Source organism: Burkholderia vietnamiensis LMG 10929 (assembly GCF_000959445.1).
Classification (GTDB): domain Bacteria; phylum Pseudomonadota; class Gammaproteobacteria; order Burkholderiales; family Burkholderiaceae; genus Burkholderia; species Burkholderia vietnamiensis.
Genome location: NZ_CP009631.1, coordinates 520064 through 543753, shown reverse-complemented (window position 1 = coordinate 543753; position 23690 = coordinate 520064). Strand labels below are relative to the sequence as shown.

Here is a 23690-nt window from a genome sequence, read left to right as displayed (position 1 = left end):
TAACGACCCGAACGCACACGAAGCTGAACCCCTCACCGTCACAACGAAGCAGTTCAAAAAGTTGTTGACGAGTGAAGAAAGACGGTTCATAATCTCGCTTCTCTGCTGCTGAAAACGCAGCGCTGCTGAGGAACGCGAAGTTCCTCGCAGAAATGCTCTTTAAAAATTAACAGCCGATAAGTGTGGGCGCTTGATGGAAGCGAGCTGATCTTCGGGTCAGAAAGCGAAAGTATCAAGAGTCTCACACTAAAGTAAGTCAGGTTTATGAAGAGATTCATATACCTGTCAGCTTTGAGTGAGCGACCGGTTCTTAACGGAACCGAAAACAGTAACAGGTTTAAACTGAAGAGTTTGATCCTGGCTCAGATTGAACGCTGGCGGCATGCCTTACACATGCAAGTCGAACGGCAGCACGGGTGCTTGCACCTGGTGGCGAGTGGCGAACGGGTGAGTAATACATCGGAACATGTCCTGTAGTGGGGGATAGCCCGGCGAAAGCCGGATTAATACCGCATACGATCTATGGATGAAAGCGGGGGACCTTCGGGCCTCGCGCTATAGGGTTGGCCGATGGCTGATTAGCTAGTTGGTGGGGTAAAGGCCTACCAAGGCGACGATCAGTAGCTGGTCTGAGAGGACGACCAGCCACACTGGGACTGAGACACGGCCCAGACTCCTACGGGAGGCAGCAGTGGGGAATTTTGGACAATGGGCGAAAGCCTGATCCAGCAATGCCGCGTGTGTGAAGAAGGCCTTCGGGTTGTAAAGCACTTTTGTCCGGAAAGAAATCCTTGGCTCTAATACAGTCGGGGGATGACGGTACCGGAAGAATAAGCACCGGCTAACTACGTGCCAGCAGCCGCGGTAATACGTAGGGTGCAAGCGTTAATCGGAATTACTGGGCGTAAAGCGTGCGCAGGCGGTTTGCTAAGACCGATGTGAAATCCCCGGGCTCAACCTGGGAACTGCATTGGTGACTGGCAGGCTAGAGTATGGCAGAGGGGGGTAGAATTCCACGTGTAGCAGTGAAATGCGTAGAGATGTGGAGGAATACCGATGGCGAAGGCAGCCCCCTGGGCCAATACTGACGCTCATGCACGAAAGCGTGGGGAGCAAACAGGATTAGATACCCTGGTAGTCCACGCCCTAAACGATGTCAACTAGTTGTTGGGGATTCATTTCCTTAGTAACGTAGCTAACGCGTGAAGTTGACCGCCTGGGGAGTACGGTCGCAAGATTAAAACTCAAAGGAATTGACGGGGACCCGCACAAGCGGTGGATGATGTGGATTAATTCGATGCAACGCGAAAAACCTTACCTACCCTTGACATGGTCGGAATCCTGAAGAGATTCGGGAGTGCTCGAAAGAGAACCGGCGCACAGGTGCTGCATGGCTGTCGTCAGCTCGTGTCGTGAGATGTTGGGTTAAGTCCCGCAACGAGCGCAACCCTTGTCCTTAGTTGCTACGCAAGAGCACTCTAAGGAGACTGCCGGTGACAAACCGGAGGAAGGTGGGGATGACGTCAAGTCCTCATGGCCCTTATGGGTAGGGCTTCACACGTCATACAATGGTCGGAACAGAGGGTTGCCAACCCGCGAGGGGGAGCTAATCCCAGAAAACCGATCGTAGTCCGGATTGCACTCTGCAACTCGAGTGCATGAAGCTGGAATCGCTAGTAATCGCGGATCAGCATGCCGCGGTGAATACGTTCCCGGGTCTTGTACACACCGCCCGTCACACCATGGGAGTGGGTTTTACCAGAAGTGGCTAGTCTAACCGCAAGGAGGACGGTCACCACGGTAGGATTCATGACTGGGGTGAAGTCGTAACAAGGTAGCCGTATCGGAAGGTGCGGCTGGATCACCTCCTTTCCAGAGCTTCTCGCAAAATTGAGCGCTCACGCTTATCGGCTGTAAATTTAAAGACAGACTCAGGGGTCTGTAGCTCAGTCGGTTAGAGCACCGTCTTGATAAGGCGGGGGTCGTTGGTTCGAATCCAACCAGACCCACCATTGTCTGACGTGTCGGTGATCGTTAGCGCTTTAGCGCTTACGAGTACCCCAAGCCGACCGGCTGAAATACCTGAGGCATCTGTACTCATGGGGGCATAGCTCAGCTGGGAGAGCACCTGCTTTGCAAGCAGGGGGTCGTCGGTTCGATCCCGTCTGCCTCCACCAATCCTCAATGACAAGCGTTCGACGCGTCGAGCTTTTGCCATTGGCGATTGAGCCAGTCAGAGTGATATGAGTAACACCATATCGGCTGTCGTTCTTTAACAATCTGGAAGAAGTAAGTAATTTGGATAGCGGAAGCGTCTTGAGATGGACGTGAAAACTATCCGGGTTGTGATTGTATCGATGTATCTCAAGATGATTCGAACTTCATGTTCGGCTCAATTGGAATACGGCACAACGCGAGAACTCAACCTGTAACGAGACAGACTCGTTATAGGGTCAAGCGAACAAGTGCATGTGGTGGATGCCTTGGCGATCACAGGCGATGAAGGACGCGGTAGCCTGCGAAAAGCTACGGGGAGCTGGCAAACGAGCTTTGATCCGTAGATGTCCGAATGGGGAAACCCGGCCCTTTTGGGTCATCCTGGACTAAATACATAGGTCCAGAGAAGCGAACGCGGTGAACTGAAACATCTAAGTAACCGCAGGAAAAGAAATCAACCGAGATTCCCAAAGTAGTGGCGAGCGAAATGGGATGAGCCTTGCACTCTTTATTTGTATTGTTAGCCGAACGCTCTGGAAAGTGCGGCCATAGCAGGTGATAGCCCTGTAGGCGAAAACAGTATGAAAGAACTAGGTGTGCGACAAGTAGGGCGGGACACGTGAAATCCTGTCTGAAGATGGGGGGACCATCCTCCAAGGCTAAATACTCGTGATCGACCGATAGTGAACCAGTACCGTGAGGGAAAGGCGAAAAGAACCCCGGGAGGGGAGTGAAATAGATCCTGAAACCGCATGCATACAAACAGTCGGAGCCTCGTAAGGGGTGACGGCGTACCTTTTGTATAATGGGTCAGCGACTTACGTTCAGTAGCAAGCTTAACCGTATAGGGCAGGCGTAGCGAAAGCGAGTCCGAATAGGGCGTTCAGTTGCTGGGCGTAGACCCGAAACCAGGTGATCTATCCATGGCCAGGATGAAGGTGCGGTAACACGTACTGGAGGTCCGAACCCACTAACGTTGAAAAGTTAGGGGATGAGCTGTGGATAGGGGTGAAAGGCTAAACAAACCTGGAAATAGCTGGTTCTCTCCGAAAACTATTTAGGTAGTGCCTCGTGTCTCACCTTCGGGGGTAGAGCACTGTCATGGTTGGGGGGTCTATTGCAGATTACCCCGCCATAGCAAACTCCGAATACCGAAGAGTGCAATCACGGGAGACAGACATCGGGTGCTAACGTCCGGTGTCAAGAGGGAAACAACCCAGACCGCCAGCTAAGGTCCCCAAATATAGCTAAGTGGGAAACGAAGTGGGAAGGCTAAAACAGTCAGGAGGTTGGCTTAGAAGCAGCCACCCTTTAAAGAAAGCGTAATAGCTCACTGATCGAGTCGTCCTGCGCGGAAGATGTAACGGGGCTAAGCTATATACCGAAGCTGCGGATGCGAGCTTTGCTCGCATGGTAGGAGAGCGTTCCGTAAGCCTGCGAAGGTGCCTTGTAAAGGGTGCTGGAGGTATCGGAAGTGCGAATGCTGACATGAGTAGCGATAAAGGGGGTGAAAGGCCCCCTCGCCGTAAGCCCAAGGTTTCCTACGCAACGTTCATCGGCGTAGGGTGAGTCGGCCCCTAAGGCGAGGCAGAAATGCGTAGCTGATGGGAAGCAGGTCAATATTCCTGCACCATTGTTAGATGCGATGGGGGGACGGATCGCGGAAGGTTGTCCGGGTGTTGGAAGTCCCGGTCGCTGCATTGGAGAAGGCACTTAGGCAAATCCGGGTGCGTAATTCAAGGGTGTGGCGCGAGCTCCTTCGGGAGCGAAGCAATTGGAAGTGGTTCCAAGAAAAGCCTCTAAGCTTCAGTCTAACGATGACCGTACCGCAAACCGACACAGGTGGGCGAGATGAGTATTCTAAGGCGCTTGAGAGAACTCGGGAGAAGGAACTCGGCAAATTGGTACCGTAACTTCGGGATAAGGTACGCCCTTGTAGCTTGACTGGCCTGCGCCAGGAGGGTGAAGGGGTTGCAATAAACTGGTGGCTGCGACTGTTTAATAAAAACACAGCACTCTGCAAACACGAAAGTGGACGTATAGGGTGTGACGCCTGCCCGGTGCCGGAAGATTAAATGATGGGGTGCAAGCTCTTGATTGAAGTCCCGGTAAACGGCGGCCGTAACTATAACGGTCCTAAGGTAGCGAAATTCCTTGTCGGGTAAGTTCCGACCTGCACGAATGGCGTAACGATGGCCACACTGTCTCCTCCCGAGACTCAGCGAAGTTGAAGTGTTTGTGATGATGCAATCTACCCGCGGCTAGACGGAAAGACCCCATGAACCTTTACTGTAGCTTTGCATTGGACTTTGAACCGATCTGTGTAGGATAGGTGGGAGGCTATGAAACCGGAACGCTAGTTTCGGTGGAGCCGTCCTTGAAATACCACCCTGGTTTGTTTGAGGTTCTAACCTTGGCCCGTGATCCGGGTCGGGGACAGTGCATGGTAGGCAGTTTGACTGGGGCGGTCTCCTCCCAAAGCGTAACGGAGGAGTACGAAGGTACGCTAGGTACGGTCGGAAATCGTGCTGATAGTGCAATGGCATAAGCGTGCTTAACTGCGAGACCGACAAGTCGAGCAGGTGCGAAAGCAGGTCATAGTGATCCGGTGGTTCTGTATGGAAGGGCCATCGCTCAACGGATAAAAGGTACTCTGGGGATAACAGGCTGATACCGCCCAAGAGTTCATATCGACGGCGGTGTTTGGCACCTCGATGTCGGCTCATCTCATCCTGGGGCTGTAGCCGGTCCCAAGGGTATGGCTGTTCGCCATTTAAAGAGGTACGTGAGCTGGGTTTAAAACGTCGTGAGACAGTTTGGTCCCTATCTGCCGTGGGCGTTGGATATTTGAAGGGGGCTGCTCCTAGTACGAGAGGACCGGAGTGGACGAACCTCTGGTGTACCGGTTGTCACGCCAGTGGCATCGCCGGGTAGCTATGTTCGGAAGAGATAACCGCTGAAAGCATCTAAGCGGGAAACTCGCCTTAAGATGAGATATCCCTGGGGACTAGATCCCCTTGAAGGGTCGTTCGAGACCAGGACGTTGATAGGTCAGGTGTGTAAGCGCAGTAATGCGTTCAGCTAACTGATACTAATTGCCCGTAAGGCTTGATCCTATAACAAGTCTGCCTTGTAGATCGGCGCCGTGCGAAAGCACTGGCCGCGATCCAGAGCGACATGTTGGATTCTCGTGTGTGATACACACAACTCAAGATTACTGCTTCTTCCAAGATTGGTTCTGTTGGCCATGCCAGCAGAACAACCCTCTTTGCCTGATGACCATAGCGAGTCGGTCCCACCCCTTCCCATCCCGAACAGGACCGTGAAACGACTCTACGCCGATGATAGTGCGGATTCCCGTGTGAAAGTAGGTAATCGTCAGGCTCCCTAAGCCAAGAACCCCCGCCCGAAAGGCGGGGGTTTTTGCATTGGCGCGACGGAAAAGTCTTATGCCTTCGTGACTTGGTAGTAAGCTCTGCTGCCAGCGTGTCGCCCGAGGTCCCCTGCCTACATATATCGATCAGCCGCCCCAGCGGACGACGCATCGACAGGCCGAGAACGGATGCCTGTAGGCACAGCGCTAAGCAGTACACCCTCCCGGGTACCTGCTCCCTATAGTCACTTCGGCAGTCCGAACTGCGGGTTAATCTTGTGCTGCCCGCCAGAGCATGGTGCCGCTTGAGTGCGTCCCTCGGGCGGTCGGTAGCTCCTCGGAAATCGAACGGGTTATCGGCCCGCTGGACATCTATCGCTTCCAGCGATGGTGCACCACACCCCGCGATATCCGGACGCGTACTGCAATGAACTGCGGCCGATTTCCGATATCTCCCTCCGGCGACGAGCCGCAGCTGCGGTCCGTTCCGTCAAGATTTAGGGCTTGGCCGGCCGCGACCTGGTGGTCTCAGTCCGTGCAGCATGGGCGGCCCGGTGGCGTGTCCACGACATCGTCACTTGAGGGCGGCCAGGGTGGCGCGTAAGAGCGTGCACGGTGGGCACGTGTAGGTCGGGGCGAAGTTGTGCTGCCGATGTTTTGTGCCTTGGGCGCCTGCTATTACTCGATTGCGCCGACCGGGAGTGGCCTAGCCGGAGGCATTTTCAGCTCGATCGGCGTATGGCGACCGTCCTAACGGTCGCCATACAGCCAACTATGGCTGCACGGGCACTGGGGGGCTGCTTATAACGCGCCCCAGCCATCGCCGACGAAGAGCGCGTCCGCCGTCGTGCGGAGATCACGCGCTTCGTAGCGTGCGCGAGCAACAGCGGATCTGCGATCCCAGCTCCAGCACAACGAAGAGCATTATGTCGAGCCCGTCTCCACGACATCCGAACCGCCGCCAAACATTCCAACCGACGCCGTTCCAATTGCCCGGCATGGAAATTGCGAAATTTTTTCGTCTACCTGCTTGGCATTCCGGGCAGGAGGTCGTATGATGGCGGTCTTTCGTTTTCAGCAAAGATGCAAATCGCTGCTGAAGACGGGGTCTGACGAAGATGTGGACGCCGATGGCGATCCTCTCGAGCTTGCCTTTAGCCGGGCGAGTGCGGGTGTCGGGTGTGTCGGTCTGGTGCCTTGGAAGAAAATGAAAATAATCTTCCGGATGTGCTTGACAAGAGTGTGATGCACCCCCATAATCGTCAGTTCTCTACGGAGGGGTGCCCGAGTGGCTAAAGGGGGCAGACTGTAAATCTGTTGGCTTACGCCTACGTTGGTTCGAATCCAACCTCCTCCACCAGAACATCAGCGCAGAGAGCGGTAGGGAATCGTTAGTGGCCCGTGCGGGTGTAGCTCAATGGTAGAGCAGAAGCCTTCCAAGCTTACGACGAGGGTTCGATTCCCTTCACCCGCTCCAGTCCGCGAAGTTGAAGCGTTACATGCCCATGTGGCTCAGTGGTAGAGCACTCCCTTGGTAAGGGAGAGGTCGGCAGTTCGATCCTGCCCATGGGCACCAGCAGTAAAAAGTCAGTGTCTGTTTGCGCGCGGCGCAACATGTGAAATTCCTTTCGGGAGTTGAAAATGGCCAAGGAAAAGTTTGAGCGGACCAAGCCGCACGTCAACGTTGGTACGATCGGTCACGTTGACCACGGCAAGACGACGCTGACGGCAGCGATCACGACGGTGCTGACGAAGAAGTTCGGCGGCGAAGCGAAGGCCTACGACCAGATCGACGCGGCACCGGAAGAAAAGGCGCGCGGCATCACGATCAACACGGCACACGTCGAGTACGAAACGGCGAACCGCCACTACGCACACGTCGACTGCCCGGGCCACGCCGACTACGTGAAGAACATGATCACGGGCGCAGCGCAGATGGACGGCGCGATCCTGGTTTGCTCGGCAGCAGACGGCCCGATGCCGCAAACGCGCGAGCACATCCTGCTGGCACGTCAGGTTGGCGTTCCGTACATCATCGTGTTCCTGAACAAGTGCGACATGGTGGACGACGCTGAACTGCTCGAGCTGGTCGAGATGGAAGTTCGCGAACTCCTGTCGAAGTACGACTTCCCGGGCGACGACACGCCGATCGTGAAGGGTTCGGCCAAGCTGGCGCTGGAAGGCGACACGGGCGAGCTGGGCGAAGTGGCGATCATGAACCTGGCAGACGCACTGGACACGTACATCCCGACGCCGGAGCGTGCGGTTGACGGCGCGTTCCTGATGCCGGTGGAAGACGTGTTCTCGATCTCGGGTCGCGGCACGGTGGTGACGGGTCGCGTCGAGCGCGGCATCGTGAAGGTCGGCGAGGAAATCGAAATCGTCGGTATCAAGCCGACGGTGAAGACGACCTGCACGGGCGTTGAAATGTTCCGCAAGCTGCTGGACCAGGGTCAGGCAGGCGACAACGTCGGTATCCTGCTGCGCGGCACGAAGCGTGAAGACGTGGAGCGCGGCCAGGTTCTGGCGAAGCCGGGTTCGATCACGCCGCACACGCACTTCACGGCTGAAGTGTACGTGCTGAGCAAGGACGAAGGCGGCCGTCACACGCCGTTCTTCAACAACTACCGTCCGCAGTTCTACTTCCGTACGACGGACGTGACGGGCTCGATCGAGCTGCCGAAGGACAAGGAAATGGTGATGCCGGGCGACAACGTGTCGATCACGGTGAAGCTGATTGCGCCGATCGCGATGGAAGAAGGTCTGCGCTTCGCAATCCGCGAAGGTGGCCGTACCGTCGGCGCTGGCGTCGTCGCCAAGATCATCGAGTAAGCCAGTTATTCGTTGATCGACAGTTTTGGGGTTGGCAGCAGCCGGCCCCAACATGGTTTAGGGGTATAGCTCAACTGGCAGAGCGTCGGTCTCCAAAACCGAAGGTTGGGGGTTCGATTCCCTCTGCCCCTGCCAAAAATCGCCACGTGTCACACGTGGCATTTGTTTTAAGGTGTTATGGCGAATCCATCCGTCGAAACTGTAAATACCTCCGGCGATAAGCTGATGCTGGCCCTGGGCGTATTGCTGGTCTTGGCCGGATTCGTGGGCTTCTTCTGGCTGGCCAACCAGCAGTGGTATGTCCGCGGTGCCGCATTGGCGGTAGGTATCATCGCCGGCGTGGCCGTCGGTCTGATGTCCGCACCTGGCAAGAGCCTCATCGCCTTTGCCAAGGATTCGTACAAGGAAGTCCGCAAGGTCGTTTGGCCCACCCGCAAGGAAGCAACGCAAACCACACTCGTCGTGTTCGGTTTCGTGCTCGTGATGGCGATTTTCCTCTGGTTGAGTGACAAATCGATCGAATGGGTGATTTTCTCGGCGATTCTGGGTTGGAAATGATATGAGCGATACTCCGGCATCCCCGAGCGGAAAGCGTTGGTACGTCGTGCACGCCTACTCCGGCATGGAGAAGAGCGTGCAGCGTGCGCTTCAAGAGCGCATCGAACGTGCCGGCATGCAGGACAAGTTCGGTCAGATACTCGTTCCGACCGAAGAAGTGGTCGAAGTCAAAGGCGGTCACAAGGCAGTGACCGAGCGTCGTTTTTTCCCCGGCTACGTGCTGGTGGAAATGGAAATGACGGACGAAACGTGGCACCTCGTGAAGAACACCGCGAAGGTCACCGGTTTCGTCGGCGGTGCGCGCAACCGCCCGACCCCGATTTCCCCGAAGGAAGTCGAAAAGATCATGTCGCAGATGCAGGAAGGCGTGGAAAAGCCGCGTCCGAAGACCCTGTTCGAAGTTGGCGAGATGGTGCGTGTCAAGGAAGGCCCGTTTACGGACTTCAACGGCACCGTCGAGGAAGTCAACTACGAGAAGTCGCGCGTGCGTGTATCGGTCACGATCTTTGGCCGGTCCACTCCGGTCGAGCTCGAGTTCGGCCAGGTCGAAAAAGTTTGATCCCGATTCGGTGGGCAGCCCAGGCTGCCCACCTTCGCGCTTACGGCCCGCGTCATGGCCGTTGAGGAGCGTCAGTAGCCAGCGGCGAACGCGCGTTATCACTCACCGAACGCCGCCTGGCGTTCCAACGAGGTTTTCAAATGGCAAAGAAGATTGTCGGCTTTATCAAGCTGCAGATCCCTGCAGGTAAAGCCAACCCGTCGCCGCCGGTCGGTCCGGCACTGGGCCAGCGCGGCCTGAACATCATGGAGTTCTGCAAGGCGTTCAACGCGCAGACTCAAGGCATGGAGCCGGGTCTGCCGGTGCCGGTGGTCATCACGGCATTCGCTGACAAGAGCTTCACGTTCGTGATGAAGACGCCGCCGGCGACCGTCCTGATCAAGAAGGCGGCGAAGGTGGACAAGGGCTCGAGCAAGCCGCACACCGACAAGGTCGGTTCGATCACGCGCGCTCAAGCCGAAGAAATCGCGAAGACCAAGATGCCGGACCTTACGGCAGCTGATCTGGACGCAGCCGTTCGCACCATCGCTGGTAGCGCACGCTCGATGGGCATCACCGTGGAGGGCGTGTAAATGGCTAAGATCTCCAAGCGCCGTCAGGCATTCGAAGCGAAGGTCGATCGTCAGAAGCTGTACGCGATCGAAGACGCACTGGCACTCGTGAAGGAATGCGCGAGCGCGAAGTTCAACGAGTCGATCGACGTCGCAGTTCAGCTCGGCATCGATGCGAAGAAGTCGGACCAGGTCGTTCGTGGTTCGGTCGTTCTGCCGGCAGGTACGGGCAAGTCGGTTCGCGTTGCGGTGTTCGCGCAAGGCGAAAAGGCCGAGCAGGCTCGCGCAGCAGGCGCCGAAATCGTCGGTATGGAAGACCTGGCTGAGCAGATCAAGGCTGGCCAGATGGACTTCGACATCGTGATCGCTTCGCCGGACACGATGCGTATCGTCGGTACGCTCGGTCAGATCCTCGGCCCGCGCGGCCTGATGCCGAACCCGAAGGTCGGCACGGTCACGCCGGACGTCGCGACGGCAGTGAAGAACGCAAAGGCAGGTCAGGTGCAATTCCGCGTCGACAAGGCCGGTATCATCCACGCAACGATCGGCCGTGCGTCGTTCGAAGCGACCGCACTGCGTTCGAACCTGTCGGCACTGATCGAAGCGCTGCAGAAGGCCAAGCCGGCAACGAGCAAGGGCGTCTACCTGCGCAAGATCGCACTGTCGAGCACGATGGGCGTCGGCGTGCGCGTCGACCAGGCTACGCTGGCAGCGCAGTAAGCAAGTATTCGGGCCGCCTCGTTCGCGAGGCGGCCTAAATGGGCTTTGGGCGGTTGTTCGTGCAGCAAGGCGAACAACCGGTTATCAAAGACCGTTGGTGGGACGCAGCAGGCAGGCGATCCCTTAATTCAAGCCAACGCAGATGGCGAACCCGAAAAAGTTTTGCAGTGGTGAAGCCGCAGGTCGTGAAGCGATTCACGGCATGAGGTGGAAATACTCCTAACGAGGTCGGACGCCGTTGTTGAACGAGGTACGTGAGGTAGCCCTATCGGCAAGCCGAACGTATCGTTTCTGGAGGCTAACCGTGCCGCTTAATAGAGAAGACAAGCAAGCCGTCGTCGCTGAGGTTGCCGCGCAAGTCGCGAAGGCCCAGACCGTTGTGCTGGCTGAGTATCGTGGAATTGCGGTTGGCGATCTGACCAAGCTGCGCGCGAAAGCGCGTGAGCAACAGGTTTACCTGCGCGTGTTGAAGAACACGCTGGCGCGTCGCGCCGTCGAAGGTACGCCGTTTGCTCCGCTGGCAGAGCAGATGACTGGTCCCCTGATCTACGGCATCTCGGAAGATGCCATTGCTGCTGCTAAGGTCGTCAACGACTTCAGCAAGGGCAATGAAAAGTTGGTCATCAAGGCTGGTTCGTTCGATGGCAAGGTGATGGACAAGGCTGGCGTGCAAGCGCTGGCAAGCATCCCGAGCCGCGAAGAACTGCTCTCGAAGCTGCTGTTCGTTATGCAATCGCCTGTTTCGGGCTTCGCGCGCGCTCTCGCCGCGCTGGCCGAGAAGAAGCAAGCGGAAGCTGCGTAAGCGAACGTGCATCAGCGTCATTGATCGCTGGCTGTATCCGAATTCAATTTAGGAGTATTTCAAATGGCAATCGCAAAAGAAGACATCCTGGCAGCAGTCGAAGGGATGACCGTTCTGGAACTGAACGAACTGGTCAAGGCGTTCGAAGAGAAGTTTGGCGTGTCGGCAGCTGCAGTGGCAGTCGCTGGCCCGGCAGGCGGCGCAGCCGCTGCTGTGGAAGAGAAGACCGAATTCACGGTCGTCCTGACTGAAGCAGGCAGCAACAAGGTTGCAGTCATCAAGGCAGTTCGCGAACTGACGGGCCTGGGCCTGAAGGAAGCGAAGGACGTCGTTGACGGCGCACCGAAGGCTGTCAAGGAAGGCGTCGACAAGGCTGCTGCTGAAGAAGCCAAGAAGAAGCTGGAAGAAGCAGGCGCGAAGGTCGAAGTCAAGTAAGTTTCGACGCGCTGTGCGAAGGCTGGCGGTATTTTCACCGCCGGCCTTTTTGTGCTTTGTGGGGACGTTATTCTGGCACTCTTTCGGGAGCCCGAATGATCGGCCCCAGAAGCCAAAGAAAACCGTCAAATCGTTGCCGATGTCGCGACTGGCGTTTCTCTTTGTCTTCTGAAGCGACTGCAGAAGGCAAGTTTGGTCGGGTAGCGGGCAACACAGGCATCCGCTGCCGTCAGCCAGCGGTTGGTAGCGGCCAACCACCAAGCTTCTCGGCTCGTTCAAGCCATCGGGCGGCCATCGGGTCTCAGTCGGTGAACACTCGGGTTTGAAACGTCCAGGTATCCCGCCTCGACAGCACCCGCCGTGATTCGGAGATCGTATGCAATATTCCTTCACCGAGAAGAAGCGCATTCGCAAGAGTTTCGCGAAGCGCCCCATCGTTCACCAAGTTCCGTTCTTGCTGGCCACCCAGCTTGAATCATTCAGCACGTTTCTGCAAGCTGATGTGCCGGCAACGCAACGCAAGCCCGAAGGCTTGCAGGCCGCGTTCACGTCGGTATTTCCCATTGTTTCGCACAACGGTTTCGCGCGCCTCGAGTTCGTGAGCTATGCGCTGTCCTCGCCGGCATTCAACATCAAGGAATGCCAGCAGCGGGGCCTGACGTACTGCTCGGCGCTGCGCGCGAAGGTCCGCCTCGTCATCCTCGACAAGGAATCGCCGAACAAGCCGGTCGTCAAGGAAGTGAAGGAGCAGGAAGTGTACATGGGCGAAATTCCGCTCATGACGCCGACGGGCTCGTTCGTCATCAACGGCACCGAGCGTGTCATCGTCTCGCAGCTGCACCGTTCGCCGGGCGTGTTCTTCGAACACGACAAGGGCAAGACGCACAGCTCGGGCAAGCTGCTGTTCTCGGCACGGATCATTCCGTACCGCGGCTCGTGGCTCGACTTCGAATTCGATCCGAAGGACATCCTGTACTTCCGCGTCGACCGTCGCCGCAAGATGCCGGTCACGATCCTGCTGAAGGCCATCGGCCTCACGCCGGAACAGATCCTCGCGAACTTCTTCGTGTTCGACAACTTCACGCTGATGGACGAAGGCGCGCAACTCGAGTTCGTGCCCGAGCGCCTGCGCGGTGAAGTCGCGCGTTTCGACATCACCGATCGCGACGGCAAGGTCATCGTCCAGAAGGACAAGCGGATCAACGCGAAGCACATTCGCGACCTCGAAGCCGCGAAGACCAAGTTCATCTCGGTGCCGGAAGACTATCTGCTCGGCCGCGTGCTGGCGAAGAACGTCGTTGACGGCGACACCGGGGAAGTGATCGCGAGCGCGAACGACGAAGTCACGGAAAGCGTGCTCGAGAAGCTGCGCGAAGCCGGCATCAAGGACATCCAGACGCTCTACACGAACGATCTGGATCAGGGTCCGTACATTTCGTCGACGCTGCGCGTCGACGAAACGACCGACCGTACGGCCGCGCGCATCGCGATCTACCGCATGATGCGTCCGGGCGAACCGCCGACCGAAGAAGCGGTCGAGGCGCTGTTCAACCGTCTGTTCTACAGCGAAGAAGCGTACGACCTGTCCAAGGTCGGCCGCATGAAGTTCAACCGCCGCGTGGGCCGTGACGAAATCGTCGGCCCGATGACGCTGCAGGACGACGACATCCTCGCGACGATCAAGATCCTCGTCGAGCTGCGCAACGGCAAGGGCGAAGTGGACGACATCGACCACCTCGGCAACCGCCGCGTGCGTTGCGTCGGCGAACTGGCGGAAAACCAGTTCCGCGCCGGTCTCGTGCGTGTCGAGCGCGCGGTGAAGGAGCGCCTCGGCCAGGCCGAAAGCGAAAACCTGATGCCGCACGACCTGATCAACTCGAAGCCGATTTCGTCGGCGATCCGCGAGTTCTTCGGTTCGTCGCAGCTGTCGCAGTTCATGGACCAGACCAACCCGCTGTCGGAAATCACGCACAAGCGCCGCGTTTCCGCGCTGGGCCCGGGCGGTCTGACGCGCGAGCGCGCAGGCTTCGAAGTCCGCGACGTGCACCCGACCCACTATGGCCGCGTGTGCCCGATCGAAACGCCGGAAGGTCCGAACATCGGCCTGATCAACTCGCTCGCACTGTACGCGCACCTGAACGAGTACGGCTTCCTCGAGACGCCGTACCGCAAGGTCGTGGACAGCAAGGTGACCGACCAGATCGACTACCTGTCGGCGATCGAGGAAGGGCGCTACATGATCGCTCAGGCGAACGCCGCGATCGACGAGAACGGCCAGCTGATCGACGAACTCGTGTCGTCGCGTGAAGCCGGCGAAACGATGATGGTCACGCCGGATCGCATCCAGTACATGGACGTCGCGCCGTCGCAGATCGTGTCGGTGGCAGCTTCGCTGATTCCGTTCCTCGAGCACGACGACGCGAACCGTGCACTGATGGGCTCGAACATGCAGCGTCAGGCCGTGCCGTGTCTGCGTCCGGAGAAGCCGGTCGTCGGTACGGGCATCGAGCGCACCTGTGCGGTCGACTCGGGCACGACGGTTCAGGCGTTCCGCGGCGGTGTGGTCGACTACGTCGACGCAGGCCGTATCGTGATTCGCGTGAACGACGACGAAGCGGTCGCAGGTGAAGTCGGTGTCGACATCTACAACCTGATCAAGTACACGCGTTCGAACCAGAACACGAACATCAACCAGCGTCCGATCGTGAAGATGGGCGACAAGGTCTCGCGCGGCGACGTGCTGGCCGACGGCGCCTCGACGGATCTGGGCGAGCTCGCGCTCGGCCAGAACATGCTGATCGCGTTCATGCCGTGGAACGGCTACAACTTCGAAGACTCGATCCTGATCTCGGAGAAAGTGGTCGCGGACGATCGCTACACGTCGATCCACATCGAAGAGCTGAACGTCGTTGCACGCGACACGAAGCTCGGGCCGGAAGAAATCACGCGCGACATCTCGAACCTGGCGGAAGTCCAGCTCGGCCGTCTCGACGAATCGGGCATCGTGTACATCGGTGCTGAAGTCGAAGCGGGCGACGTGCTGGTCGGCAAGGTCACGCCGAAGGGCGAGACCCAGCTGACGCCGGAAGAGAAGCTGCTGCGCGCGATCTTCGGCGAGAAGGCTTCGGATGTGAAGGACACGTCGCTGCGCGTGCCGTCGGGCATGAGCGGCACGGTGATCGACGTCCAGGTGTTCACGCGCGAAGGCATCCAGCGCGACAAGCGTGCGCAACAGATCATCGACGACGAACTGAAGCGCTACCGTCTCGACCTGAACGACCAGCTGCGCATCGTGGAAGGCGACGCGTTCCAGCGTCTCGCCCGCATGCTGGTGGGCAAGGTCGCGAACGGCGGTCCGAAGAAGCTCGCGAAGGGCACGAAGATCGACCAGGCTTACCTGGAAGATCTCGACCACTACCACTGGTTCGACATCCGCCTCGCGGACGACGAAGCAGCGGCGCAGCTCGAAGCGATCAAGAACTCGATCGAAGAGAAGCGTCACCAGTTCGACCTCGCGTTCGAAGAGAAGCGCAAGAAGCTCACGCAAGGCGACGAACTGCCGCCGGGCGTGCTGAAGATGGTCAAGGTGTACCTCGCGGTGAAGCGCCGCCTGCAGCCTGGCGACAAGATGGCAGGCCGTCACGGTAACAAGGGTGTCGTGTCGAAGATCGTCCCGATCGAAGACATGCCGTACATGGCCGACGGCCGTCCGGCCGACGTCGTGCTGAACCCGCTCGGCGTGCCGTCGCGGATGAACGTGGGTCAGGTGCTCGAAGTTCACCTCGGCTGGGCTGCGAAGGGTCTCGGCTGGCGGATCGGCGAAATGCTGCAGCGTCAGGCGAAGATCGAGGAACTGCGCGTGTTCCTGACGAAGATCTACAACGAGTCGGGCCGCCAGGAAGATCTGGAAAGCTTCACCGACGAAGAGATCCTCGAACTCGCGAAGAACCTGCGCGAAGGCGTGCCGTTCGCGACGCCGGTGTTCGACGGTGCGACCGAGGAAGAAATGGGCAAGATGCTCGACCTCGCGTTCCCGGACGACATCGCGCAACAGCTCGACATGAACCCGTCGAAGAACCAGGTCCGCCTGTACGACGGTCGCACGGGCGAGCAGTTCGAACGTCGCGTGACGCTCGGCTACATGCACTACCTGAAGCTGCACCACCTTGTCGACGACAAGATGCACGCGCGTTCGACGGGCCCGTACTCGCTCGTCACGCAGCAGCCGCTGGGTGGTAAGGCGCAGTTCGGCGGTCAGCGTTTCGGTGAAATGGAAGTGTGGGCACTCGAAGCGTACGGCGCGTCCTACGTGCTGCAGGAAATGCTGACGGTGAAGTCGGACGACGTGACCGGCCGGACGAAGGTCTACGAGAACCTCGTCAAGGGCGATCACGTGATCGATGCAGGCATGCCGGAATCCTTCAACGTGCTGGTGAAGGAAATCCGCTCGCTCGGTATCGACATCGATCTCGACCGCAATTAATCGGACTACGGAGAGAAGGCAATGAAAGCTCTGCTCGATCTATTCAAGCAAGTCCAACAGGAAGAAGTTTTCGACGCGATCAAGATCGGTCTGGCCTCGCCGGACAAGATCCGTTCGTGGTCGTTCGGCGAAGTGAAGAAGCCGGAGACCATCAACTACCGTACGTTCAAGCCGGAACGCGATGGTCTGTTCTGCGCGAAGATCTTCGGGCCGATCAAGGACTACGAGTGCCTGTGCGGCAAGTACAAGCGCCTGAAGCACCGCGGCGTGATCTGCGAGAAGTGCGGCGTCGAAGTGACGCTGGCGAAGGTGCGTCGCGAACGCATGGGCCACATCGAGCTGGCCTCGCCGGTCGCGCACATCTGGTTCCTGAAGTCGCTGCCGTCGCGTCTGGGCATGGTGCTCGACATGACGCTGCGCGACATCGAACGCGTGCTGTACTTCGAAGCGTACGTGGTGATCGAACCGGGCATGACGCCGCTGAAGGCGCGGCAGATCATGACCGAAGAGGATTACTACAACAAGGTCGAGGAATACGGCGACGAATTCCGTGCCGAGATGGGCGCGGAAGGCGTGCGTGAGCTGCTGCGCGCGATCAACATCGACGAGCAGGTCGAGACGCTGCGCACCGAGCTGAAGAACACCGGCTCGGAAGCGAAGATCAAGAAGTACGCGAAGCGCCTGAAGGTCCTCGAGGCATTCCAGCGCTCGGGCATCAAGCCCGAGTGGATGATCCTCGAAGTGCTGCCGGTGCTGCCGCCGGAACTGCGTCCGCTCGTGCCGCTGGACGGCGGCCGTTTCGCGACGTCGGACCTGAACGACCTGTATCGCCGCGTGATCAACCGTAACAACCGGTTGAAGCGTCTGCTCGAGCTGAAGGCGCCTGAAATCATCGTCCGCAACGAAAAGCGGATGCTGCAGGAAGCCGTCGACTCGCTGCTCGACAACGGCCGTCGCGGCAAGGCGATGACGGGCGCGAACAAGCGTCCGCTGAAGTCGCTCGCCGACATGATCAAGGGTAAGGGCGGTCGCTTCCGTCAGAACCTGCTGGGCAAGCGCGTCGACTACTCGGGCCGTTCGGTCATCGTGGTCGGCCCGACGCTGAAGCTGCACCAGTGCGGTCTGCCGAAGCTGATGGCGCTCGAACTGTTCAAGCCGTTCATCTTCAACAAGCTGGAAGTGATGGGCGTCGCGACGACCATCAAGGCTGCGAAGAAGGAAGTCGAGAACCAGACGCCGGTCGTGTGGGACATCCTCGAAGAGGTGATCCGCGAGCATCCAGTGATGCTGAACCGTGCGCCGACGCTGCACCGTCTCGGTATCCAGGCGTTCGAGCCGGTGCTGATCGAAGGCAAGGCGATCCAGCTGCACCCGCTCGTCTGCGCGGCGTTCAACGCCGACTTCGACGGTGACCAGATGGCCGTTCACGTGCCGCTGTCGCTCGAAGCGCAGATGGAAGCGCGCACGCTGATGCTGGCGTCGAACAACGTGCTGTTCCCGGCCAACGGCGATCCGTCGATCGTGCCGTCGCAGGATATCGTGCTGGGTCTGTACTACGCGACCCGCGAAGCGGTCAACGCGAAGGGCGAAGGCCTCTCGTTCACCGGCGTGTCGGAAGTGATCCGCGCGTACGAGAACAAGGAAGTCGAGCTCGCATCGCGCGTGAACGTGCGGATCACCGAAATGGTCCGCAACGAGGACACGTCGGAAGGCGCGCCGCAATTCGTGCCGAAGATCTCGCTGTACGCGACGACCGTCGGCCGCGCGATCCTGTCGGAGATCCTGCCGCACGGCCTGCCGTTCTCGGTGCTGAACAAGCCGCTGAAGAAGAAGGAAATCTCGCGCCTGATCAACACCGCGTTCCGCAAGTGCGGTCTGCGTGCGACGGTCGTGTTCGCCGACCAGCTGATGCAGTCGGGTTTCCGTCTCGCGACGCGTGCCGGTATTTCGATCTGCGTGGACGACATGCTCGTGCCGCCGCAGAAGGAAACGATCGTCGGCGACGCCGCGAAGAAGGTGAAGGAGTACGACCGTCAGTACATGTCGGGTCTCGTCACCGCGCAGGAACGCTACAACAACGTGGTCGACATCTGGTCGGCAACGTCGGAAGCGGTCGGCAAGGCGATGATGGAGCAGCTGTCGACGGAGCCGGTGATCGACCGCGACGGCAACGAGACGCGCCAGGAGTCGTTCAACTCGATCTACATGATGGCCGACTCGGGCGCCCGGGGTTCGGCGGTGCAGATTCGTCAGCTGGCCGGTATGCGTGGCCTGATGGCGAAGCCGGACGGCTCCATTATCGAGACGCCGATTACCGCGAACTTCCGCGAAGGCCTGAACGTGCTGCAGTACTTCATCTCGACCCACGGTGCACGTAAGGGTCTGGCTGATACGGCACTGAAGACCGCGAACTCGGGTTACCTGACGCGTCGTCTCGTCGACGTCACGCAGGATCTGGTGGTGGTCGAGGACGATTGCGGCACGTCGAACGGCGTCGCGATGAAGGCGCTGGTCGAAGGCGGTGAAGTCGTCGAAGCGCTGCGCGACCGTATCCTCGGCCGCGTCGCGGTGGCGGACGTCGTCAATCCGGAAACGCAGGAAACGCTGTACGAATCGGGCACGCTGCTCGACGAAACGGCGGTCGAGGAAATCGAACGCCTCGGCATCGACGAAGTGCGCGTGCGCACGCCGCTGACCTGCGAAACGCGCTACGGTCTGTGCGCGGCCTGCTACGGCCGCGACCTCGGCCGCGGCTCGCTGGTGAACGTCGGCGAAGCAGTCGGCGTGATCGCGGCACAGTCGATCGGCGAACCGGGCACGCAGCTGACGATGCGTACGTTCCACATCGGTGGTGCGGCATCGCGTGCGGCAGTGGCGTCGTCGGTCGAAGCGAAGAGCAACGGTATCGTGCGTTTCACGGCGACGATGCGCTACGTGACGAACGCGAAGGGCGAGCAGATCGTCATTTCGCGCTCGGGCGAGGCGCTGATCACCGACGATATCGGCCGCGAGCGCGAACGTCACAAGATCCCGTACGGCGCGACGCTGCTGCAGCTCGACGGTGCGACGATCAAGGCCGGCACGCAGCTGGCGACGTGGGACCCGATGACGCGTCCGATCATCACCGAGTACGGTGGTACGGTGAAGTTCGAGAACGTCGAGGAAGGCGTGACCGTCGCGAAGCAGATCGACGACGTGACCGGTCTGTCGACGCTGGTCGTGATCGACGTGAAGCGCCGCGGTTCGCAGGCGTCGAAGAGCGTGCGTCCGCAGGTGAAGTTGCTCGACGCGAACGGCGAGGAAGTGAAGATCCCGGGCACGGAGCACGCGGTGCAGATCGGCTTCCAGGTTGGCGCACTGATCACCGTGAAGGATGGTCAGCAAGTGCAGGTGGGTGAAGTGCTCGCACGTATCCCGACCGAAGCGCAGAAGACGCGTGACATTACCGGCGGTCTGCCGCGGGTGGCGGAACTGTTCGAAGCGCGTTCGCCGAAGGATGCGGGCATCCTCGCGGAAGTCACCGGCACGACGTCGTTCGGCAAGGACACGAAGGGCAAGCAGCGTCTCGTCATCACGGACCTCGAAGGCAATCAGCACGAGTTCCTGATCGCGAAGGAAAAGCAGGTGCTGGTCCACGATGCTCAGGTCGTCAACAAGGGCGAAATGATCGTGGACGGCCCGGCCGATCCGCACGACATCCTGCGTCTGCAGGGTATCGAGGCGCTGTCACGCTACATCGTCGACGAAGTGCAGGACGTGTACCGTCTGCAGGGCGTGAAGATCAACGACAAGCACATCGAGGTGATCGTTCGCCAGATGCTGCGTCGTGTGCAGATCACCGACAACGGCGATACGCGCTTCATCCCGGGCGAACAGGTCGAGCGTTCCGACATGCTGGACGAGAACGATCGCATGATCGCCGAGGGCAAGCGCCCGGCTTCGTACGACAACGTGCTGCTCGGTATCACGAAGGCGTCGCTGTCGACCGACTCGTTCATCTCCGCGGCATCGTTCCAGGAAACGACCCGCGTGCTGACCGAAGCGGCGATCATGGGCAAGCGCGACGATCTGCGCGGCCTGAAGGAAAACGTGATCGTCGGCCGTCTGATTCCGGCCGGTACGGGTCTCGCGTTCCACAAGGCACGCAAGGCGAAGGAGATGTCCGACCGCGAGCGTTTCGACCAGATCGCAGCGGAAGAGGCATTCGACTTCGGCACGCCGAGCGCGCCCGCGGAAGAGCCGCAACACCCGGCAGCCGAATAAGCGCGGGGCGGCGCGAGCCGCTTCCCGTTGCCTTATTCGCTGTCGTCGAAACCGCCCGGTCCGCCGGGCGGTTTTTTTTGTCCGTCGTCCACGCGCATGACGGGCTTGCCGCACGATCGGGCAGGCCCGTCATGCGCGCGCGCGACCCCGTCCGATCGGCCGACGTTGCACGATACGCCGTGCGTTGTGCGGGCGGGTTGTTAAAATTGCGGTCATCCTTCCGCTGTCCTATCTCTCATTCATGTCCCGCGCCCTCGAAATCCTCGACGAAGTCTTCGGTTATTCCGCCTTTCGCGGCCAGCAGGGCGAGATCGTCGAACACGTCGCCGGCGGCGGCGATTGCCTCGTGCTGATGCCGACGGGCGGCGGCAAGTCGCTGTGCTACCAGATTCCCGCGCTGCTGCGCCGCGAGGCCGGGCAGGGCGCCGGCATCGTCGTGTCGCCGCTGATCGCGCTGATGCAGGACCAGGTCGCCGCGCTGCGCGAAGTCGGCGTGCGCGCCGCGTACCTGAACTCGACGCTCTCTGGCGCCGAGGCCGCCGCGACCGAGCGCGCGCTGCGCGAAGGCGAGATCGATCTGCTGTACGTCGCGCCGGAGCGTCTGATGACCGGCCGCTTCCTCGAGCTGCTCGAGCGCGCGAGGATCGGCCTGTTCGCGATCGACGAGGCGCACTGCGTGTCGCAGTGGGGGCACGATTTCCGGCCTGAATACATCCAGCTGTCGGTGCTGCACGAGCGTTTCCCGTCGGTGCCGCGCATCGCGCTGACGGCCACCGCCGACGCGATCACGCGCGACGAGATCATCCATCGTCTCGCGCTCGACGATGCGCGCGTGTTCGTGTCGAGCTTCGACCGGCCGAACATCCGCTACCGGATCGTCGAAAAGGACAACGCGCGCGCGCAGCTGCTCGACTTCATCCGCGCCGAACACACGAACGCGGACGGCACGACCGACGCGGGCGTCGTCTACTGCCTGTCGCGCCGCAAGGTCGAGGAGACGGCCGAATGGCTGAAGGCGCAAGGCGTGCGCGCGCTGCCGTATCACGCGGGGATGGAGTTCGAGGTGCGGCAAAAGCACCAGGAAATGTTCCAGCGCGAAGAAGGCGTCGTGATGTGCGCGACGATCGCGTTCGGCATGGGCATCGACAAACCCGACGTGCGCTTCGTCGCGCACCTCGATTTGCCGAAGAGTGTCGAGGGCTACTACCAGGAAACCGGCCGCGCCGGGCGCGACGGTTTGCCGGCGAACGCGTGGATGGCGTACGGCCTCGGCGACGTCGTGCAGCAGCGCAAGATGATCGACGAATCCGATGCGGACGACGCGCACAAGCGCGTGCAAACGTCGAAGCTCGACGCGCTGCTCGGGCTGTGCGAGACGATCTCGTGCCGCCGCGTGCGCTTGCTGAATTACTTCGGCGAGGCGAGCGAGCCGTGCGGCAACTGCGATACCTGTCTCGAGCCGCCCGATTCGTGGGATGCGACGCGCGAGGCGCAGATGGCGCTGTCGTGCGTGTTCCGCGCGCAGCGCGCGAGCGGCTTCAATTTCGGCGCGAGCCATCTGATCGAGATCCTGCGCGGCGCGCGCACCGAGAAGGTCCTGCAGCGCGGCCATGATCAATTGAGCACCTTCGGGATCGGCGCGGCGCTGTCCGAGCCCGAGTGGCGCGCGATTTTCCGGCAACTGGTCGCGTACGGCTATCTGGCCGTCGATCACGGGGGCTTCGGCGCGCTCGTGCTGACCGAGGCCGCGAAGCCGGTGCTGAAGAATGAGGAGAAGGTGACGCTGCGCCGCTACGTGAAGCCGCAGCGCTCCTCGCGCCAGTCGTCCAGCCGCAGCGGCACGCGCGTCGACCCGACGGCCGGCATGGGCGCGCGCGAGCGGGCACGCTGGGACGCGCTGCGCGCATGGCGCGCGGAAACCGCGAAGTCAGACGGCGTGCCGGCGTATGTGATCTTCCACGACGCGACGCTCGCCGAAATCGCGCGCAACGCGCCGGAGACGATCGAAGACCTGCGCCATATCCCCGGCATGGGCGTGCGCAAGCTCGAACGCTTCGGCGACGAGATCATCGACGTCGTCGAATCGGCGTGATCGAAGCGTGACGGCGGCGCGCGGGCAGCACGACCGTGTCCGTCCCAACCGTCGACGTAAACCGGCCGCGCGCCCGGCAAATCACGCAAGCCGTTGACTTAGTTGGTATTTCCGGAATATGATGTTGGGTTCCGGTATTCGGTGGGCCGAGTCGCGTCGAGCGCTGTTCGAAGGTTCGTGCCCGTATCGCCGGTTCGGAAGTCAACTGTGCGCCGATTTTCGCTTTGCCCGAAATCGGTGTGCAGATTTTGTTCAATTTCAGGAATAAACAATGCCAACCATCAACCAACTGGTTCGCAAAGGCCGTCAGTCGGAAACGACGAAGAGCAAGAGCCCGGCCCTGCAGGACTGCCCCCAGCGTCGCGGCGTGTGCACCCGTGTGTACACGACGACGCCGAAGAAGCCGAACTCGGCACTCCGTAAGGTTGCCAAGGTTCGTCTGACGAACGGCTTCGAAGTGATTTCGTACATCGGCGGTGAAGGCCACAACCTGCAGGAACACTCGGTTGTGCTGATCCGCGGCGGCCGTGTGAAGGACTTGCCGGGTGTGCGTTACCACATGGTTCGCGGCTCGCTGGATACCCAGGGCGTCAAGGACCGTAAGCAAGCGCGCTCGAAGTACGGCGCGAAGCGTGCAAAGGCTGCCAAGTAAGCAGTTTTTGATCAGGGATCGCCGCAGGGCGGTCAAGGCGGGAGTGCCGGATTGCCGGTGCTGTCGAGTAAGTGGTCACCCGGCCAAGCTGGTTAGTCGTGAAGATGTGATCGGGTTTGTTGGTGGCCGCGGAGCTGGATGCAGCTCCAACTG

General features: G+C 59.9%; 11 protein-coding genes, 6 tRNA genes and 3 rRNA genes. All 20 read left to right on the top strand.

What is annotated here, in order from left to right; all coding sequences use genetic code 11:
• Positions 1-339 precede the first annotated feature (339 nt).
• A 16S ribosomal RNA gene (locus AK36_RS12495) occupies positions 340-1872 on the top strand.
• 63 nt (positions 1873-1935) lie between these two features.
• Positions 1936-2012 (top strand) — tRNA-Ile (locus tag AK36_RS12490).
• An 89-nt stretch (positions 2013-2101) separates the two neighbouring features.
• Positions 2102-2177: transfer RNA gene (locus AK36_RS12485), tRNA-Ala, on the top strand.
• Positions 2178-2451: 274 nt separating this feature from the next.
• Positions 2452-5333, top strand: a 23S ribosomal RNA gene (locus tag AK36_RS12480).
• Positions 5334-5488: 155 nt separating this feature from the next.
• Positions 5489-5601 (top strand): 5S ribosomal RNA (gene rrf / locus AK36_RS12475).
• The 16S, 23S and 5S rRNA genes sit together here with 2 tRNA genes alongside, the layout of an rRNA operon.
• Before the next feature lie 1263 nt (positions 5602-6864).
• Positions 6865-6950, top strand: a tRNA-Tyr gene (locus tag AK36_RS12465).
• A gap of 43 nt (positions 6951-6993) precedes the next feature.
• Positions 6994-7067 (top strand) — tRNA-Gly (locus tag AK36_RS12460).
• 24 nt (positions 7068-7091) lie between these two features.
• A tRNA-Thr gene (locus AK36_RS12455) sits at positions 7092-7166 on the top strand.
• Between the two features lie 65 nt (positions 7167-7231).
• The gene (tuf, locus tag AK36_RS12450) at positions 7232-8422 is read left to right on the top strand and encodes an elongation factor Tu (RefSeq protein ID WP_011882996.1); all 1191 of its coding nucleotides are present in this window, start codon (positions 7232-7234) and stop codon (positions 8420-8422) included.
• Between the two features lie 59 nt (positions 8423-8481).
• Positions 8482-8557, top strand: a tRNA-Trp gene (locus AK36_RS12445).
• 42 nt (positions 8558-8599) lie between these two features.
• Entirely contained in the window at positions 8600-8980 is a 381-nt protein-coding gene (gene secE / locus AK36_RS12440) for a preprotein translocase subunit SecE (protein ID WP_006482892.1), read from the top strand.
• Between the two features lies 1 nt (position 8981).
• Complete coding sequence (nusG, locus tag AK36_RS12435; protein ID WP_006400672.1) at positions 8982-9539, top strand: transcription termination/antitermination protein NusG; 558 nt, start codon at positions 8982-8984, stop codon at positions 9537-9539.
• A 140-nt stretch (positions 9540-9679) separates the two neighbouring features.
• Complete coding sequence (rplK, locus tag AK36_RS12430; protein ID WP_006753591.1) at positions 9680-10111, top strand: 50S ribosomal protein L11; 432 nt, start codon at positions 9680-9682, stop codon at positions 10109-10111.
• Positions 10112-10810 (top strand): 50S ribosomal protein L1, encoded by a 699-nt coding sequence (rplA, locus tag AK36_RS12425; RefSeq protein ID WP_011882997.1) that lies wholly within the window; start codon positions 10112-10114, stop codon positions 10808-10810.
• 304 nt (positions 10811-11114) lie between these two features.
• Positions 11115-11612 carry a 50S ribosomal protein L10 gene (gene rplJ, locus AK36_RS12420; protein WP_014722280.1) on the top strand — a complete coding sequence of 166 codons (498 nt, stop codon included), beginning with the start codon at positions 11115-11117 and terminating at the stop codon, positions 11610-11612.
• 63 nt (positions 11613-11675) lie between these two features.
• Positions 11676-12047, top strand: coding sequence for a 50S ribosomal protein L7/L12 (gene rplL / locus AK36_RS12415; protein WP_011882999.1), 372 nt, complete (start codon positions 11676-11678; stop codon positions 12045-12047).
• Between the two features lie 376 nt (positions 12048-12423).
• The gene (gene rpoB, locus AK36_RS12410) at positions 12424-16530 is read left to right on the top strand and encodes a DNA-directed RNA polymerase subunit beta (protein ID WP_011883000.1); all 4107 of its coding nucleotides are present in this window, start codon (positions 12424-12426) and stop codon (positions 16528-16530) included.
• A 21-nt stretch (positions 16531-16551) separates the two neighbouring features.
• Positions 16552-20793, top strand: coding sequence for a DNA-directed RNA polymerase subunit beta' (rpoC, locus tag AK36_RS12405; protein WP_011883001.1), 4242 nt, complete (start codon positions 16552-16554; stop codon positions 20791-20793).
• A 241-nt stretch (positions 20794-21034) separates the two neighbouring features.
• The gene (gene recQ / locus AK36_RS12400) at positions 21035-22885 is read left to right on the top strand and encodes a DNA helicase RecQ (RefSeq protein ID WP_034194839.1); all 1851 of its coding nucleotides are present in this window, start codon (positions 21035-21037) and stop codon (positions 22883-22885) included.
• A gap of 271 nt (positions 22886-23156) precedes the next feature.
• Positions 23157-23537, top strand: a complete 381-nt coding sequence (gene rpsL, locus AK36_RS12395) for a 30S ribosomal protein S12 (protein WP_006400662.1) — start codon at positions 23157-23159, stop codon at positions 23535-23537.
• Positions 23538-23690: the final 153 nt, after the last annotated feature.

What these genes read in the sequence shown, in the direction of transcription:
- tuf (WP_011882996.1), top strand. Translation starts at nt 7,232, where the DNA reads ATGGCCAAGGAAAAGTTTGAGCGGACCAAGCCGCACGTCAACGTTGGT.
- secE (WP_006482892.1), top strand. Translation starts at nt 8,600, where the DNA reads ATGGCGAATCCATCCGTCGAAACTGTAAATACCTCCGGCGATAAGCTG.
- nusG (WP_006400672.1), top strand. Translation starts at nt 8,982, where the DNA reads ATGAGCGATACTCCGGCATCCCCGAGCGGAAAGCGTTGGTACGTCGTG.
- rplK (WP_006753591.1), top strand. Translation starts at nt 9,680, where the DNA reads ATGGCAAAGAAGATTGTCGGCTTTATCAAGCTGCAGATCCCTGCAGGT.
- rplA (WP_011882997.1), top strand. Translation starts at nt 10,112, where the DNA reads ATGGCTAAGATCTCCAAGCGCCGTCAGGCATTCGAAGCGAAGGTCGAT.
- rplL (WP_011882999.1), top strand. Translation starts at nt 11,676, where the DNA reads ATGGCAATCGCAAAAGAAGACATCCTGGCAGCAGTCGAAGGGATGACC.
- rpoB (WP_011883000.1), top strand. Translation starts at nt 12,424, where the DNA reads ATGCAATATTCCTTCACCGAGAAGAAGCGCATTCGCAAGAGTTTCGCG.
- rpoC (WP_011883001.1), top strand. Translation starts at nt 16,552, where the DNA reads ATGAAAGCTCTGCTCGATCTATTCAAGCAAGTCCAACAGGAAGAAGTT.
- recQ (WP_034194839.1), top strand. Translation starts at nt 21,035, where the DNA reads ATGTCCCGCGCCCTCGAAATCCTCGACGAAGTCTTCGGTTATTCCGCC.
- rpsL (WP_006400662.1), top strand. Translation starts at nt 23,157, where the DNA reads ATGCCAACCATCAACCAACTGGTTCGCAAAGGCCGTCAGTCGGAAACG.